The sequence below is a fragment of the Fluviicoccus keumensis genome (genome assembly GCF_004217445.1).
Lineage (GTDB): Bacteria > Pseudomonadota > Gammaproteobacteria > Pseudomonadales > Moraxellaceae > Fluviicoccus > Fluviicoccus keumensis.
In genome coordinates this window covers 73,305-86,021 of the sequence record NZ_SHKX01000011.1, presented here as the reverse complement: position 1 = coordinate 86,021, position 12,717 = coordinate 73,305, and the positions used below count along the sequence as shown (strand labels likewise).

Below are 12,717 nucleotides of genomic sequence, written 5' to 3'. Positions count from 1 at the left end.
CATATGCGTTAAAACCCATATAACACCACCCGGTAGGCCCGGGCGCGATCACAGGCAGGACGCACCATTGCTGACTTATACTGGATAACAATCAAAACATCAATCAGTTAAGCCGCCCAACTCAACAGACTGTGAAGGAGTTGGCCGCGATTCATCCTCACCCAATTCATAACGCCGCCAAAGCTCTGGAAGTTTCTCCCGGGCCACGCCTTTCAGGTAGGGCGCCTCCAGGCTGAGTATCTGTACAAGACCCCGCCGCAGGTGGTTCCGATCCAGCGCCACCTCATCGCCGAAGAAGCCGCTGCTCGTCACAAATGAAGCCCAGTTCGTCGTAATTATCCAGATATTGACGATCAAGGCCCGGGCCTCGTGCTCCTCCAGAATGACCAGATCAGCCTCCCGAAGCCCCGCGTAAACCCGGTAGGCCTGCGCCATGACCTCGCGCGCAAACTCCCGGTAGGCCCGACGCAGGCGCTGGCTCTCTTCCAGCAGATGACCCAGGTCACGGTGCAGAAAGCGGTACTCCCACAACTGATTGAAGATCGCCTCCAGGTAGCCCATCTTGTCTTCATAGGTGAGCACCCGGTCGGTCGGGACTCCAAGCGATGTCAGCATGGACGCCTGATATGCCTGGAAGAGGGCAAAGATGATGTCTTCCTTGCTGCGGTAATGATAGTAAAGGTTGCCCGGGCTGATATTCAGCGCCGCTGAAATATGATTGGTCGTGACATTACGCTCCCCGTCGGCATTGAACAGCTCCAGGCTCTTCAGCAAAATCCGGTCTTTTGTCTTCAATTCCACGCCCCTCACCCGCCATCCGGCGGAAATTTCAATCTAGTGTTTGACACATTAGAGCAAATACTCTAAAACAACAACAGTTTTCCATGAAGCAGATTTCCTACACCGACTGCCGAGGCCGAATCATGACCGCTAGCGTCTCCCCACTCCATACCGATCACCCCGAAGTTGTCACCATGCTGCGCGTGTTTGACACCCAGCGGACAGCTTTCCGCCTGCGTCCGGGCACCTCGGCCAGCGAACGCCTGGCCATGCTGGATAATCTGCGCGGCGCGCTGATCAAGTATCAGGACGAGTTGTGCCGAGCCATTGCCGCTGACTTCGGCCACCGCTCGCACCATGAAACCAAGTTTGCTGAAATTCTGACATCGCTTGAGAACATCAAGTATTACAGCAAGAACCTGCGCAAGTGGATGGAGCCGGAGAAGCGCCATGTACCGGCCACCCACCAGCCCGCCAAGGCCTGGGTGCAATACCAGCCGTTGGGTGTTGTCGGCATCATTACCCCCTGGAACTATCCGGTCCTGCTGGCTGTCAGCCCGCTGATCTGCGCGCTCGCCGCCGGCAACCGCGCCATGCTGAAAATGTCCAGCTTCACCCCGAAGACCGGTGAAGTACTGAAGCGTGCCCTGGCGGAGGCCTTCAGCGAAGACCAGGTTGCCGTCATTACCGGCGGCGGCGTGGTTTCCGATGCGTTCAGCCGCCTGCCGTTCAACCAGATTACCTTTACCGGCTCCACCAATGTCGGCCGTACCGTGATGGCCGCCGCCGCCGAGAACCTGACACCGGTCGTGCTGGAGCTGGGCGGCAAGTCCCCCTGCATCATCCATGAGTCTTACCCGATGGCTGATGCCGCCCAGCGCATCGCCTTCGGCAAGACCTGGAACGCCGGACAAACCTGCGTGGCCCCGGACTATGTGTTCATTCCGCGCGGCAAGACCGCCGAGTTTGTTGCCGCCATGCGCAAGGCTGTCACCACCATGTACAGCAGCCTGGTCAACAATCCGGACTACACCAGCATCATCAATGACAAGCAGTACAAGCGCGTGACTTCATATATAGAAGACGCCAAGGCCCAGGGTGCGGAAGTCTACGAGATCAACCCCGCCGGCGAGTCCTTCGCCGGCACCCGCAAGCTACCGGTCATGCTGGTCGGCAACGTCCGCCCGGACATGCTGATCGCCCAGAACGAAATCTTCGGCCCGGTGCTGATGATGATGGAATACGATCGTCTCGAAGACGCCATCCATTATATCAGCGAACGTCCGCACCCCCTCGCCTACTACTATTTTGACTATGACGAAAAGCGCGCCGATTTTGTCTTGCGCAATTCGCAGTCCGGTGGATTCTCGGTCAACGATGTTATTTCGCACGTCGCCATTGAAGACCTGCCCTTCGGCGGCGTCGGTCACTCCGGTATGGGCAAGTACCACGGCAAGGAAGGTTTCGCCTCCTTCTCCAACGCCCGCTCGGTGCTGGTGAAGCCGAAATTCTGGACCCTGCGTTTCCTGGGCGCCCCATTCAACAAGCCGACGCACAAAATCATTGAAAAAGTGCTTCTGAAATAACAGAGCACTTGCTGTCAGGGGGCCATTTTGGTATAAATGCGCCCCTTGCTGTCTGCCGCTCATGGCGGCGGTTCTGATTGCATTGCGGAGTTTCCTAATGTCTAAAGTTTGCCAAGTTACCGGGAAGCGTCCCATCACTGGTAACAATGTTTCCCACGCCAACAACAAAACCAAGCGCCGGTTCCTGCCGAACCTGCATTACCATCGTTTCTGGATGGAAAGCGAAAAGCGTTTTGTGCGTCTGCGTGTTTCCTCCAAGGGTATGCGCACCATCGACAAGCTGGGCGTTGAAGCGGTCGTTGCCGATCTCCGTGCCCGCGGCGAAAAGATCTAAAGCCTGATTTGGCCCGGAGTTAAGCATCATGCGTGACAAGATTCGTTTGGTATCCTCTGCCGGTACCGGCTACTTCTACACCACCACCAAGAACAAGCGCACCATGCCTGGCAAGATGGAGATCAAGAAGTTTGATCCCAAGATTCGCCAGCACGTTGTGTTCAAGGAAGCCAAGATCAAGTAACCCTTGATCATGGCACTCAAGGCCCGACCGCGCGCAAGCCGGCCGGGCTTTTTGCATTTGGAGAATGCAGATGCCTGAATTGCCCGAAGTCGAAACCACCCGGCTGGGACTGAGACCTGTTGTTGGCCAGGCGGTCCGATCCGTTCAAATCCGTAATGCCTCGCTTCGCCAGCCGGTCTCTCCCGAAATACAGGAGCTGCCCGGTCAAGCGATACTGGATATCCGCCGTCGGGGCAAATACTTGCTGTTCCAGACGAGCAAGGGCTTGTTCCTGGTACATCTGGGCATGTCAGGCAGCCTGCGGCTAAGCCCAGCCGATGAGACGCCCCGGAAACATGACCATGTCCTGCTTCAGTTATCGGGCGGCCTGTCGCTGCGTTTCCATGATCCCCGCCGTTTCGGGTTGTTTCTCTGGCTTCAGGATGGCGCTGAAACTCACCCCCTGCTGACGACGCTGGGTCCCGAACCCTTTGAGCACGGCTTTAGCGCCGACTACCTGTTCACACAAAGTCGCAAACGCAGCATTCCGGTCAAGAGTTTCATCATGGACAACCATGTCGTGGTTGGCGTGGGCAACATCTACGCCAGCGAAAGTCTTTTCCTGACTGGCCTGAACCCCATGATGCCCGCCAACCGGCTGACCGCTCTCGACTGCGCCATGCTGCGGTCCACTATCCGGCATATTCTGGGTCAGGCCATTCGGCGCGGCGGGACAACGCTGAGAGACTTTGTAAACAGTTCGGGAAATCCGGGATATTTTCAGCAAGAGCTTATGGTTTATGGGCGCGAGAAGGAAAACTGCCGTATTTGCCGTTCTGAACTTCAGTTGGTGCGAATAGCGGGACGCAGTACGGTTTTCTGTCCATCTTGCCAACCCGTACGCCCCTAAACGCTTGCATCCGGCGAGAAGTCCGTTTAGATTCAGCAACATTAGAACTATCAAGCGGCCATGGATATTAACCGGTCACGGCTATTACACTCCAATCCGCGCCTGACACCTGCAAGGAGACAATAATGACTTTTACAACACGTCGCGCCATTGCCGGCTTACTGCTTCTGACCGCAGGCTTGACCGCCAATATTTCCGTGGCCGACGAACTGGATGACCAGCTCAACCAAAGGCCGAGTGCGGCCGCCATGACGATTGATGCTGTCATCGCCCGCCCCATGCTCTTTGCCGGCACGCTGGGCGGCACCGCCCTCTTTGTCGCCACCCTGCCCTTCTCCGCGTTGGGCGGCAAAGTTGAAGAAGCAGCCAACACGCTTGTGGTTGGTTTGGCCAAATCCACCTTTACCCGCTGCTTGGGCTGTACAGCCATGCAGGACTCGTGGAAGAACAAGCCGACTACCAACGAGCAACAATAATCCCCTCTGCAGCCATCCCCGACGCACGGACGGGATGGCATCATTCGCCCTGACTACAACGATCAAGAACAGGAGTTATCATGGGTCTGTTTGATATGTTTCGGGGCGATAGCGGCGAACAGATGACACCGCATCTGGCTTTTGTCACTTCCCTGCTTTACATGATGGCTGCAGATGGCGAAATGGATGCCGAGGAAGTCGGTCATCTGCTCAGTGTCATCGGCGGTTCGGATGACGGTCGCGGCACTATCGGTGTCGGCGCGCAGAACCAGAAACTGCTGGATAGCGCCATGCGTTACCGCAAGAAGCATTCTCTGGATCAATTCCTGGCTGAAGCGACACCGCTCCTGACCGACGCCCAACGCATGTGCATTCTGGTCAACCTGATTGATTCGTCGCTGGCCGACGGACAGGCTGAGCGCGAAGAGCAGGCACTGTTCGGCAAATTCCTCCAGGCTTTCGACGTTTCTGAAGACCGTTTCCGTCCTTTCTTTGAAGTTATCGTGCTCAAGAATGACCGCGCTGTCTTCACCAACCAGAATCACGCCAAGAATCAAGCCGGCTACAAGGTCAACCTCTCCAAACTGTAAGCAGGCGGTTCGCAAAATCCTAAAGCAAAGGCCCCGTCAATCGGGGCCTTTGCTTTGCAGGCGTTGTGATTTCAACAACAGTTCTTCACGGGTTTCCGGATGTCGGGGATCCAGCGGGATACAACTGACCGGACAGATTTTCTGGCACTGCGGCTCCTCAAAATGCCCGACGCATTCGGTGCATTTACCCGGGTCGATCTCGTAGATGTCCGGCCCTTGAAAAATGGCCTTGTTTGGACATACGGGCTCACAGACATCACAGTTGATACATTCGTCCGTAATTTTCAGCGCCATGCCTTACAGACCTTCCTCGGCGAATTTGCGACCGAACGCCGTCACCACTTCCGCCGGGACGAATTTGGACACATCACCGCCCAAACGGGCTATTTCGCGCACTAAGGTGGAAGAAATAAAGGAAAGATGCTCCGCAGGTGTCAAAAAGACGGTCTCGAAATCGCTCACTAATTGGCGATTCATATTGGCCAGCTGGAATTCATACTCAAAATCAGAAACGGCGCGCAGGCCTCGCAGAACCGCTGTTGCCTTTTGCTCGACAAAGAAGCGAGCCAGCAGGTCACTAAAGCCGCAAACCTCGACATTGGGCAGGTGACCGGTCACATTGCGCACCAACTCAACGCGCTCTTCCAGGCTAAACAGTGGTTTCTTGTGATGGCCGGCGGCGATGGCGACAACAACCTCGTCAAAAAGGCAGGAGGCCCGTTCAACCAGATCCTTGTGACCATTGGTGATGGGGTCGAATGTGCCCGGATAGATCACGCGGGTTTTCATCATGTCATGAGGCTCCGTGTCGCTCGGGTGCAATGGTACCCAACACGGAGCCGCGACGCCAGACAGTCCTTAATCCGGTGTAATGGTCGCTACGGCGCGATTCAGCTTTTCCGCCGCCCAGGCCTTGGGATCTGCCAGGGAGCCGTCAGCCGAGATGGTCGTTCCCAGACCGGGCTTATCCAGCTCAACCTGCCCTTTGGCGTTTTTGACATACACACCATGTCCTTCCAGCATGATCACATCCAGCGCCCCATCCGGCGTGACTCCGAAACCGCCCCAGAAGTCTGTTCCACGCACACCAATGGTCGCAACCGAGGTCGTGACCTCAAACCGGTGCGGACGGGTGGTGATCGAACCCGAAATACTGCGGAAGGCGCCCTTCAACAAGTCAAACAATGCAATATTGGGCTGTTTGCGGAAAATCCGGTAATCCCGGATGACCATTTCACTATCCTTGCCAACCGTCAGCTTGGTGCCGTCACGCAGCTTCAATTCGGCCACGCTGCCCGCCTTGGTGCGAAACAGGTCGCCACGGCAAATCTTGGCGCCCACCTCGGGTGCAACTGTCTGTGCGTTGCGGACCATTTCCACCGTCCCCTTGATACTGGCCACTTCACCAACGCGGCAATGCGCCGGATTGTTGGCGGCGGTTGCAGCTCCGGAAGCCAACATCGCCGCCAGCAGGATGATTTTCTTCATGATGCGTTCCCCAAAGGTTTGTGTTTTGCCGAAGCTCATTTGCTTACTGTTGTAAATACGAGCACTTTCGCGTTTCAGACGCTACTGATAACACATTTTTTTCAATCCCACCCCATGACAAAACTAAGGTTAATTAACCGTTCCCTACTGCCCTACTGCGCACGATTTCAGGCAAAATAGAGACCTATACATTCATAGATATTTGGCGATGAGCAGTAACAAAAAGACATCCGGCGGCGGCTCCATTGCGCAAAACCGCAAGGCGCGCCACGAATTCTTCATTGAAGATACTTTTGAGGCCGGACTGGTCCTGCAGGGCTGGGAGGTCAAGGCTTTGCGCGCCGGGCGCCTGAGCCTGATCGACGCCTATGTACTGCTTAAGGACGGCGAGGCCTTCCTGCTGGGGACCAATATCACCCCGCTGCTGTCCACCTCCACCCATTACGTTCCGGAAGCCACCCGCACCCGCAAGATGCTGCTGAACAAGCGGGAGCTGGACCGGTTGATCGGCGCGGTGCAACAAAAGGGGTATACCTGCATTCCGTTGTCGTTCTATTGGCACAACGGCAAGGTGAAGTGCGAGATTGCGCTGGCCAAGGGCAAACAGTTGCACGACAAGCGCGACGCCGACAAGGATCGTGACTGGCAGCGCGAGAAAGGCCGCCTGATGCGGGATCGCGGTTAAACTCCCCCCACCTCACTTGATTTCCGCCCTGTCGACCGCAAATACAGGTATAATGGATGAACCAACGGGGGTGTACTGGCTTCGACGCCGGTGATGAAACTCTGTGGTGCATGTCGAGAGTGAGATGTCTCTCGTAAATACCAATCTCAAACAAATAGTCGCAAACGACGAAACTTACGCACTCGCCGCCTAACGGCGAAGCAATGAACCTGAATGTCTGTGGTCGGGGAATTTGCGCGTACGCTACACAGGCTCGCTTAATGTCTCGCCTCGCGGCACTAAGCTAAAACCCAGAGGATCGCTTGTTGCGCCCTGCCTTTCGGGTAGCAACCGGCTAGAGCAATAGAATAGGCTAAACATGTAGATCCAGGGGCGTAGTGCCGTCGGACGGGGGTTCAACTCCCCCCACCTCCACCAAACCCAATAAAAAAGCCAACCTGATGGTTGGCTTTTTTATTTCCGGCGCCGGACTTATTGGCGGCAGCCGGCCGTCAAGTCCATTTGCGCATCATAGACCGAGGTCTTGACTCCGGCCACGCCCAGCAGGGTATGAAACAGGTTGTCATGCGAGGCCGGTTGACGGGCGCGCTGTTGCAGGCACGACAGGTTCACTCCGGCATCCGGCGACAACCACATGACCATCGGTACGTGCTTCTGTTCATCCGGTGCAATCGAATACGGAATGCTGTGCAGGTACATGCCGTTTTCGCCCAGTGATTCACCATGATCGGAGACATACAGCAAGGCCGTGCGATGCGTGGACTCCACGGACTTCAGGAAGTCGATCGTCTTGGCCACGACATGATCCGTGTAGAGAACGGCATTATCGTAGGTATTGACGATATGCGGCTTTTCGCAGGTTTCCAGCTTGGTGGTGTCGCAGGTCGGCGTGAAGCGGCGGAAAGCGTCCGGATAGCGCTGGAAGTAAGCTGGTCCGTGTTGCCCCATCTGATGCAATACAACCACCATATCCCCTTCCGTGCCAGCCACCTCCTTATCAAGTCCGGCCAGCAGGATTTCGTCGAAACACTCATCTCCATGACAGAGGGCCGGATCCTTGCGGGTGATCATGACCTGCTCCTCCACCCCCTTGCAGACGCCTTTGCAGCCCGACTGGTTGTCCCGCCACAAAACGCGTAAACCCGCATGTTGCAAAACGTTCAGTACCGATTCCGTCCCCAGTATCTTGTCCTCGTCATAATGACGTCGTCCGTATACCGAGAACATGCAGGGCAAGGAGGTGGCCGTGTTGGTGCCGCAGCTGGTGACTTCCGGGAAGTTGATGACCTGGCGTGTCGCCAGCTCCGGCGTGGTCTGGCGGGCATAGCCATTCAGGCCCCAGTTGGCCGCGCGCAACGTTTCTCCGACCACCACTACCATCAGCAGCGGCTTCTGGCCATCCGCGCGAGGCGGTTTGACGGCATCGGCGCCGATGACCTCCCGCGGACGGTTCATTACCTGGTTTTTCAGTAAACCGACGCGAATGAGGGCGTACGTGTAATTGCCGGGCGTAATCAGATAGCGAATGGACTTGTGCTCGCGCATCATCGGCACCAGCTGCTTGGAAATGGGCAACACCGCCACTACCGTAACCGCGACAGCCGCGAGAATGGCCAGGGGGCGCTTGTACCAGCACTGCCGCAGCGGCGGACGACTGATGCGGATCTTCCACAACAACACCCAAGGCACAATGATGTAGAAGGCAATGAAGGGGATCATGTCGAAAGCCAGCAGGTCACGGACTTCCCTGATATCGGTTTCCAGGAAATTCTGCGCCATGGCGGCATCGATATAAATGCCGAAACGAGCCATGAAGTAAGCCGAGGCTCCGCTCAGGAAAACCATGACGGCCAGCAAAGGCTTGGCGGTCCAGCGGTTGACAAGCACGCTGAGCAGGATGAACTGCAGTGCGGTGACGACAAAGAACATGGCCGTCAGGAAGAACCATCCGGCAGGCCCCGAGACCGCCTGCTTCTGTAAGGTCGCCCAAAGGCTGCCATTGCAGAGCAGGGAAGAAAACAGGCTGGCATACAACGCCAGGCGGGTGGTTGACACCTCCGGGCTCCAGCGGTTAAAGGCGCTCAGGGCGGCGTTTAGACGGGCTTTCATACGCTTGATTCACGACACAGGTTAGCGACATTCGCCGCGCGACCGTTACAGCGGACGCGCGGCGATGGAGGAGCATTTACTTGGGTTTGACGATATCCAGCAACTCTACCTCGAACACCAGGACGGAGTTGGGGGGAATCGGGCCGCTGCCGTTCTCACCATAACCCAGCTTGGCGGGGATGGTCAGGCGGTACTTGGAGCCGACCGTCATCAGTTGCACGCCTTCCGTCCAGCCCGGAATCACCTGGTTCAGCGGGAAGGTGACCGGCTCGCCGCGCTTGATGGAGCTGTCGAAAACCGTGCCATCGAGCAGCTTGCCTTCGTAGTGAACCTTGACTTCGTCAGTCGCGGCGGGCTTGGCGCCCTTGCCTTCCGTCAGGACCTCATATTGCAGGCCGGAGGCGGTGGTTTTGACACCGGGCTTCTTGGCGTTCTCCGCCAGGTACTTCTCGCCCTTGGCGACATTTTCGCTGGAAGCCTTGGTCATCCGCTCTTCCATTTCCTTCTTCATGCGCTGGTCAAAGGCCATCAGCGTCGCTTTCATTTGCTCAGGCGTCAGCGCTCCGGGCTTCTTGGCGAAAGCGTCACGCAGGCCGGCCTCATAGCCGTCCAGGTCCAGCTTCGGTACCTGTGCTTCCATGGACTTGCCCGTCATGTAGCCAATGCTGTAGGCCGCCTTGGCATCTTCGGTTTCCAGCTTGGGAGCCTTGGACTGGCCGGGCTTGTTGCAGGCTGCCAGCCCCGCTGCGACAGCGATGACGATACCTGCGATCTTGAAGTGACGCTTCATGTTGGTGTCCTGAATAAAGTGGGCGCGAAAAAGACCACGAAATTACACCCTAACGCGCCAAAGCGCCAGTTACGGTTCACAACCGGCCTGTAAAGGGCAATTACAAAGCGCGTCTACGCCGTTGCCCGCACCTTACTTATAGTGTTGAGACGCATTCGCGCTTTCTCTTTTGGATTTGAAAACAGGACTTCATTTTCTATGCCCCACGATATCAGCCTGATCTCGATGATTGCTGTCGGCCTGGCGCTGGCGCTGGTCCTCGGCTATCTGGTCTCCCGCCTGAAAATGCCGCCGCTGGTCGGCTACCTGCTCGCGGGCGTGGCGATCGGTCCCGCGACGCCGGGCTTTGTCGCCGATGTCGGTCTGGCGGGCCAATTGGCGGAAATCGGCGTCATGCTGCTGATGTTCGGCGTCGGCCTGCACTTCTCGCTGGCGGACCTGATGGCGGTGCGGCGCATTGCCGTACCCGGCGCGATTGTGCAGATCGCGGCCGCCACCGCCCTGGGCGCCCTGACCGGACTGCTGTGGGGCTGGCCGTTCGGACAGGCGCTGGTTTTCGGGCTGGCGCTGTCAGTCGCCAGCACGGTGGTGTTGCTACGGGCGCTGGAGGATCGCGGCCTGCTGGACAGCATCAACGGCCGGATTGCCGTCGGCTGGCTGGTGGTGGAAGACCTGGTGATGGTGCTGACGCTGGTGCTGTTGCCGCCGCTGGCGGGGTTGCTGGGCGGCAAGCCTCTGCCCGGTCATGAGGATGCGGGCGGACACATGCTGCAAACGCTGCTGGTGACGCTGGGGAAAATCAGCGCGTTCATCGTCTTCATGCTGGTTGTGGGAAAACGCCTGTTCCCCCGCCTGTTGTGGCTGGTGGCGCGCACCGGCTCCCGCGAGCTGTTCACGCTGTGCGTGATCGCCACGGCGCTGGGAGTGGCCTACGGTTCCGCCAAGCTGTTTGATGTGTCCTTCGCACTGGGAGCCTTCTTCGCCGGGATGATGATGCGGGAGTCCGAATACAGCCACCGCGCCGCCGATGAATCCCTGCCCTTGCGCGATGCCTTTTCGGTGCTGTTCTTTGTCTCGGTGGGCATGTTGTTCGCCCCCCAAGTGTTGGTGAATGCGCCGCTGAAGGTGCTGGCCGTGGTGCTGATCATCATGCTGGGCAAGACGCTGGCGGCGATGGCTCTGGTGCTGCTGTTCCGCTATCCGCTGAATACGGCGCTGACCGTGGGGGCAAGCCTAGCGCAGATCGGCGAGTTCTCGTTCATTCTGGCCGGGTTAGGCATGGCGCTGGGCTTGCTCTCGGTGGAGGCCAACAGTTTGATCCTGGCGGGTTCGCTGATTTCCATCGCACTGAACTCGCTGCTGTTCGCCTCGGTCGAACCGGCGCTGGCCTGGATTCGCGGGCGTTCGGAACTGGCGCGACGACTGGAGCGCCGTGACGACCCGCTGGCGCAGCTACCGATGTCGATTGATCAGGAACGCCTGACCGGACAGGTGGTGCTGGTGGGCTATGGCCGCGTCGGCCGCCGCATTGCCGCGCAACTGGAGGCGGCGGGCATTCCCTATGTGGTCGCGGAACAGAACCGGGAACTGGTGGAAACACTCCGGAAACGGGACATTCCGGCGGTTTCCGGCGATGCCTCCGAAGCCGAGGTCCTGATCCAAGCGCACATCCATCGCGCCGGGCTGCTGGTGATCGCCACCCCCGACAGCCTGCATGCCCGGCAAATGGTGGCGATTGCCCGGGCACTGAATCCCGGCGTGCAGGTCTTGCTGCGCACCCACAGCGAGGAAGAAGCCCGGATGCTGGAAAAGGAAGGGCTGGGAACGGTCTTCTTCAGCGAGGGTGTGTTGGCGCAGAGCATGGGACGCCGCATCCTCGACGCCTTCGGCAACCGCGCCTGACCACCGCCGCGCTCAGTCCTTGCCGACGTTCAGCACGGGCTGGGTTTCGTTGTCGGAAACCAGCACCGTCATCAGGTTGATGACCAGCTTGACCCGGTCGGCATCGGCCAGCTTGACCACACCTTCCGCTTCCAGTTGCTCAATCCCCATTTTCACCATGCTGACCGCGCCTTCCACGATACGGCCGCGCGCCGACACCACGGCTTCCGCCTGCTGGCGGCGCAGCATGGCACTGGCGATTTCCGGGGCATAGGCCAGATGGGCGATGCGGGCTTCAACAATCTCGATACCCGCCAGCAACACGTGTTCCTGAATGGTTTCCGCCAGCAGACGCGCTACCGCATCCATGTCGCCGCGCAGCGAGTTCAAGCCGTGGCTGTCGCCGTCATACCAGCGTGAACTGACCACGGCGCGCACGGCGGATTCGCTCTGGATGACCACGTAGGTACCGTAATCCTCGACATCGAACAGCGCCCGCGCCGTGTCCGCCACCCGCCAGACCACGACCGCCGCCACTTCCACCGGATTCCCGGCGCGGTCGTTGACCTTCAGCGTCGGTGTTGTCAGGTTGTGAACCCGCAGCGAGATGCGTTGCCCGGCGTAAAACGGATTTACCCAGAAGAAGCCCGATTCCTTCATGGTGCCCGCATACTGGCCGAAAAAGGTGAACAGCGCCGCCTGATTGGGCTGAAGGATATTGAAGCCCTTGGAAATGAACATCAGCAGCGGGATGGCGATGATGGCGGTAATGGACGGCATGCCTTGCCCGGTTACCGGGACGCCGACAATGTGCCAGATAGCGGTGCCAAACAGCGCCAGCCACACGGGCAGCGCCAGCCAGCCGGACAGCCCGGAAACATTTCCCTCTTCACTTTGCGCCTTCATGCCGGGTTCCTCGGATCAT

The 12,717-nt window shown here is 58.2% G+C and carries 15 protein-coding genes and 1 other RNA gene; 9 read left to right on the top strand and 7 right to left on the bottom strand.

What is annotated here, in order from left to right:
* Positions 1 to 99: 99 nt before the first annotated feature.
* The gene (locus EV700_RS05785) at positions 100 to 801 is read right to left on the bottom strand and encodes a TetR/AcrR family transcriptional regulator (RefSeq protein ID WP_207224593.1); all 702 of its coding nucleotides are present in this window, start codon (positions 799 to 801) and stop codon (positions 100 to 102) included.
* A 122-nt stretch (positions 802 to 923) separates the two neighbouring features.
* Between EV700_RS05785 and EV700_RS05780 the strand changes: the two genes are divergently transcribed.
* The 6 genes from EV700_RS05780 (at position 924) to EV700_RS05755 (ending at position 4,839) form a co-directional block, all read left to right on the top strand.
* Positions 924 to 2,366 carry a coniferyl aldehyde dehydrogenase gene (locus EV700_RS05780; protein ID WP_130411693.1) on the top strand — a complete coding sequence of 481 codons (1,443 nt, stop codon included), beginning with the start codon at positions 924 to 926 and terminating at the stop codon, positions 2,364 to 2,366.
* Positions 2,367 to 2,463: 97 nt separating this feature from the next.
* The gene (rpmB, locus tag EV700_RS05775) at positions 2,464 to 2,700 is read left to right on the top strand and encodes a 50S ribosomal protein L28 (protein ID WP_130411691.1); all 237 of its coding nucleotides are present in this window, start codon (positions 2,464 to 2,466) and stop codon (positions 2,698 to 2,700) included.
* 28 nt (positions 2,701 to 2,728) lie between these two features.
* Positions 2,729 to 2,884 carry a 50S ribosomal protein L33 gene (rpmG, locus tag EV700_RS05770; RefSeq protein WP_130411689.1) on the top strand — a complete coding sequence of 52 codons (156 nt, stop codon included), beginning with the start codon at positions 2,729 to 2,731 and terminating at the stop codon, positions 2,882 to 2,884.
* A 70-nt stretch (positions 2,885 to 2,954) separates the two neighbouring features.
* A complete protein-coding gene (mutM, locus tag EV700_RS05765) occupies positions 2,955 to 3,773 on the top strand; it encodes a bifunctional DNA-formamidopyrimidine glycosylase/DNA-(apurinic or apyrimidinic site) lyase (protein WP_130411687.1) in 819 nt (272 codons plus the stop codon).
* Between the two features lie 125 nt (positions 3,774 to 3,898).
* Entirely contained in the window at positions 3,899 to 4,249 is a 351-nt protein-coding gene (locus EV700_RS05760; protein WP_130411685.1) for a hypothetical protein, read from the top strand.
* An 80-nt stretch (positions 4,250 to 4,329) separates the two neighbouring features.
* Positions 4,330 to 4,839 carry a TerB family tellurite resistance protein gene (locus EV700_RS05755; protein WP_130411683.1) on the top strand — a complete coding sequence of 170 codons (510 nt, stop codon included), beginning with the start codon at positions 4,330 to 4,332 and terminating at the stop codon, positions 4,837 to 4,839.
* A gap of 36 nt (positions 4,840 to 4,875) precedes the next feature.
* On the opposite strand, the gene EV700_RS05750 is transcribed toward EV700_RS05755, so the two are convergent.
* The 3 genes from EV700_RS05750 to EV700_RS05740 all read right to left on the bottom strand — a co-directional run bounded on the left by EV700_RS05750 (position 4,876) and on the right by EV700_RS05740 (position 6,327).
* Positions 4,876 to 5,133 (bottom strand): YfhL family 4Fe-4S dicluster ferredoxin, encoded by a 258-nt coding sequence (locus EV700_RS05750; protein WP_130411681.1) that lies wholly within the window; start codon positions 5,131 to 5,133, stop codon positions 4,876 to 4,878.
* Positions 5,134 to 5,136: 3 nt separating this feature from the next.
* Positions 5,137 to 5,631, bottom strand: coding sequence for a pantetheine-phosphate adenylyltransferase (coaD, locus tag EV700_RS05745; RefSeq protein ID WP_130411679.1), 495 nt, complete (start codon positions 5,629 to 5,631; stop codon positions 5,137 to 5,139).
* Positions 5,632 to 5,697: 66 nt separating this feature from the next.
* A complete protein-coding gene (locus EV700_RS05740; RefSeq protein WP_165391350.1) occupies positions 5,698 to 6,327 on the bottom strand; it encodes a FecR family protein in 630 nt (209 codons plus the stop codon).
* Between the two features lie 208 nt (positions 6,328 to 6,535).
* Between EV700_RS05740 and smpB the strand changes: the two genes are divergently transcribed.
* Together smpB and ssrA are read left to right on the top strand one after the other, a co-directional pair.
* Positions 6,536 to 7,012, top strand: a complete 477-nt coding sequence (gene smpB, locus EV700_RS05735) for an SsrA-binding protein SmpB (RefSeq protein WP_130411675.1) — start codon at positions 6,536 to 6,538, stop codon at positions 7,010 to 7,012.
* Positions 7,013 to 7,078: 66 nt separating this feature from the next.
* Positions 7,079 to 7,429: a transfer-messenger RNA gene (gene ssrA / locus EV700_RS05730) on the top strand.
* 54 nt (positions 7,430 to 7,483) lie between these two features.
* Here the strand turns inward: ssrA and EV700_RS05725 are convergent.
* Entirely contained in the window at positions 7,484 to 9,121 is a 1,638-nt protein-coding gene (locus EV700_RS05725; RefSeq protein WP_130411673.1) for a phosphoethanolamine transferase, read from the bottom strand.
* Between the two features lie 76 nt (positions 9,122 to 9,197).
* Positions 9,198 to 9,911, bottom strand: a complete 714-nt coding sequence (bamJ, locus tag EV700_RS05720) for a BamJ family beta-barrel-assembly machinery protein (protein WP_130411671.1) — start codon at positions 9,909 to 9,911, stop codon at positions 9,198 to 9,200.
* A gap of 198 nt (positions 9,912 to 10,109) precedes the next feature.
* Between bamJ and EV700_RS05715 the strand changes: the two genes are divergently transcribed.
* Positions 10,110 to 11,813, top strand: coding sequence for a cation:proton antiporter domain-containing protein (locus tag EV700_RS05715; protein ID WP_130411669.1), 1,704 nt, complete (start codon positions 10,110 to 10,112; stop codon positions 11,811 to 11,813).
* Positions 11,814 to 11,825: 12 nt separating this feature from the next.
* Here the strand turns inward: EV700_RS05715 and EV700_RS05710 are convergent, their stop codons facing one another.
* Complete coding sequence (locus tag EV700_RS05710; protein WP_130411667.1) at positions 11,826 to 12,698, bottom strand: SPFH domain-containing protein; 873 nt, start codon at positions 12,696 to 12,698, stop codon at positions 11,826 to 11,828.
* Between the last annotated feature and the right edge of the window lie 19 nt (positions 12,699 to 12,717).

Bases quoted from the DNA above. Each gene is read 5' to 3' on its own strand.
- EV700_RS05780 (WP_130411693.1), top strand. From the start codon at position 924: ATGACCGCTAGCGTCTCCCCACTCCATACCGATCACCCCGAAGTTGTC.
- rpmB (WP_130411691.1), top strand. From the start codon at position 2,464: ATGTCTAAAGTTTGCCAAGTTACCGGGAAGCGTCCCATCACTGGTAAC.
- rpmG (WP_130411689.1), top strand. From the start codon at position 2,729: ATGCGTGACAAGATTCGTTTGGTATCCTCTGCCGGTACCGGCTACTTC.
- mutM (WP_130411687.1), top strand. From the start codon at position 2,955: ATGCCTGAATTGCCCGAAGTCGAAACCACCCGGCTGGGACTGAGACCT.
- EV700_RS05760 (WP_130411685.1), top strand. From the start codon at position 3,899: ATGACTTTTACAACACGTCGCGCCATTGCCGGCTTACTGCTTCTGACC.
- EV700_RS05755 (WP_130411683.1), top strand. From the start codon at position 4,330: ATGGGTCTGTTTGATATGTTTCGGGGCGATAGCGGCGAACAGATGACA.
- EV700_RS05750 (WP_130411681.1), bottom strand. From the start codon at position 5,133: ATGGCGCTGAAAATTACGGACGAATGTATCAACTGTGATGTCTGTGAG.
- coaD (WP_130411679.1), bottom strand. From the start codon at position 5,631: ATGATGAAAACCCGCGTGATCTATCCGGGCACATTCGACCCCATCACC.
- EV700_RS05740 (WP_165391350.1), bottom strand. From the start codon at position 6,327: ATGAAGAAAATCATCCTGCTGGCGGCGATGTTGGCTTCCGGAGCTGCA.
- smpB (WP_130411675.1), top strand. From the start codon at position 6,536: ATGAGCAGTAACAAAAAGACATCCGGCGGCGGCTCCATTGCGCAAAAC.
- EV700_RS05725 (WP_130411673.1), bottom strand. From the start codon at position 9,121: ATGAAAGCCCGTCTAAACGCCGCCCTGAGCGCCTTTAACCGCTGGAGC.
- bamJ (WP_130411671.1), bottom strand. From the start codon at position 9,911: ATGAAGCGTCACTTCAAGATCGCAGGTATCGTCATCGCTGTCGCAGCG.
- EV700_RS05715 (WP_130411669.1), top strand. From the start codon at position 10,110: ATGCCCCACGATATCAGCCTGATCTCGATGATTGCTGTCGGCCTGGCG.
- EV700_RS05710 (WP_130411667.1), bottom strand. From the start codon at position 12,698: ATGAAGGCGCAAAGTGAAGAGGGAAATGTTTCCGGGCTGTCCGGCTGG.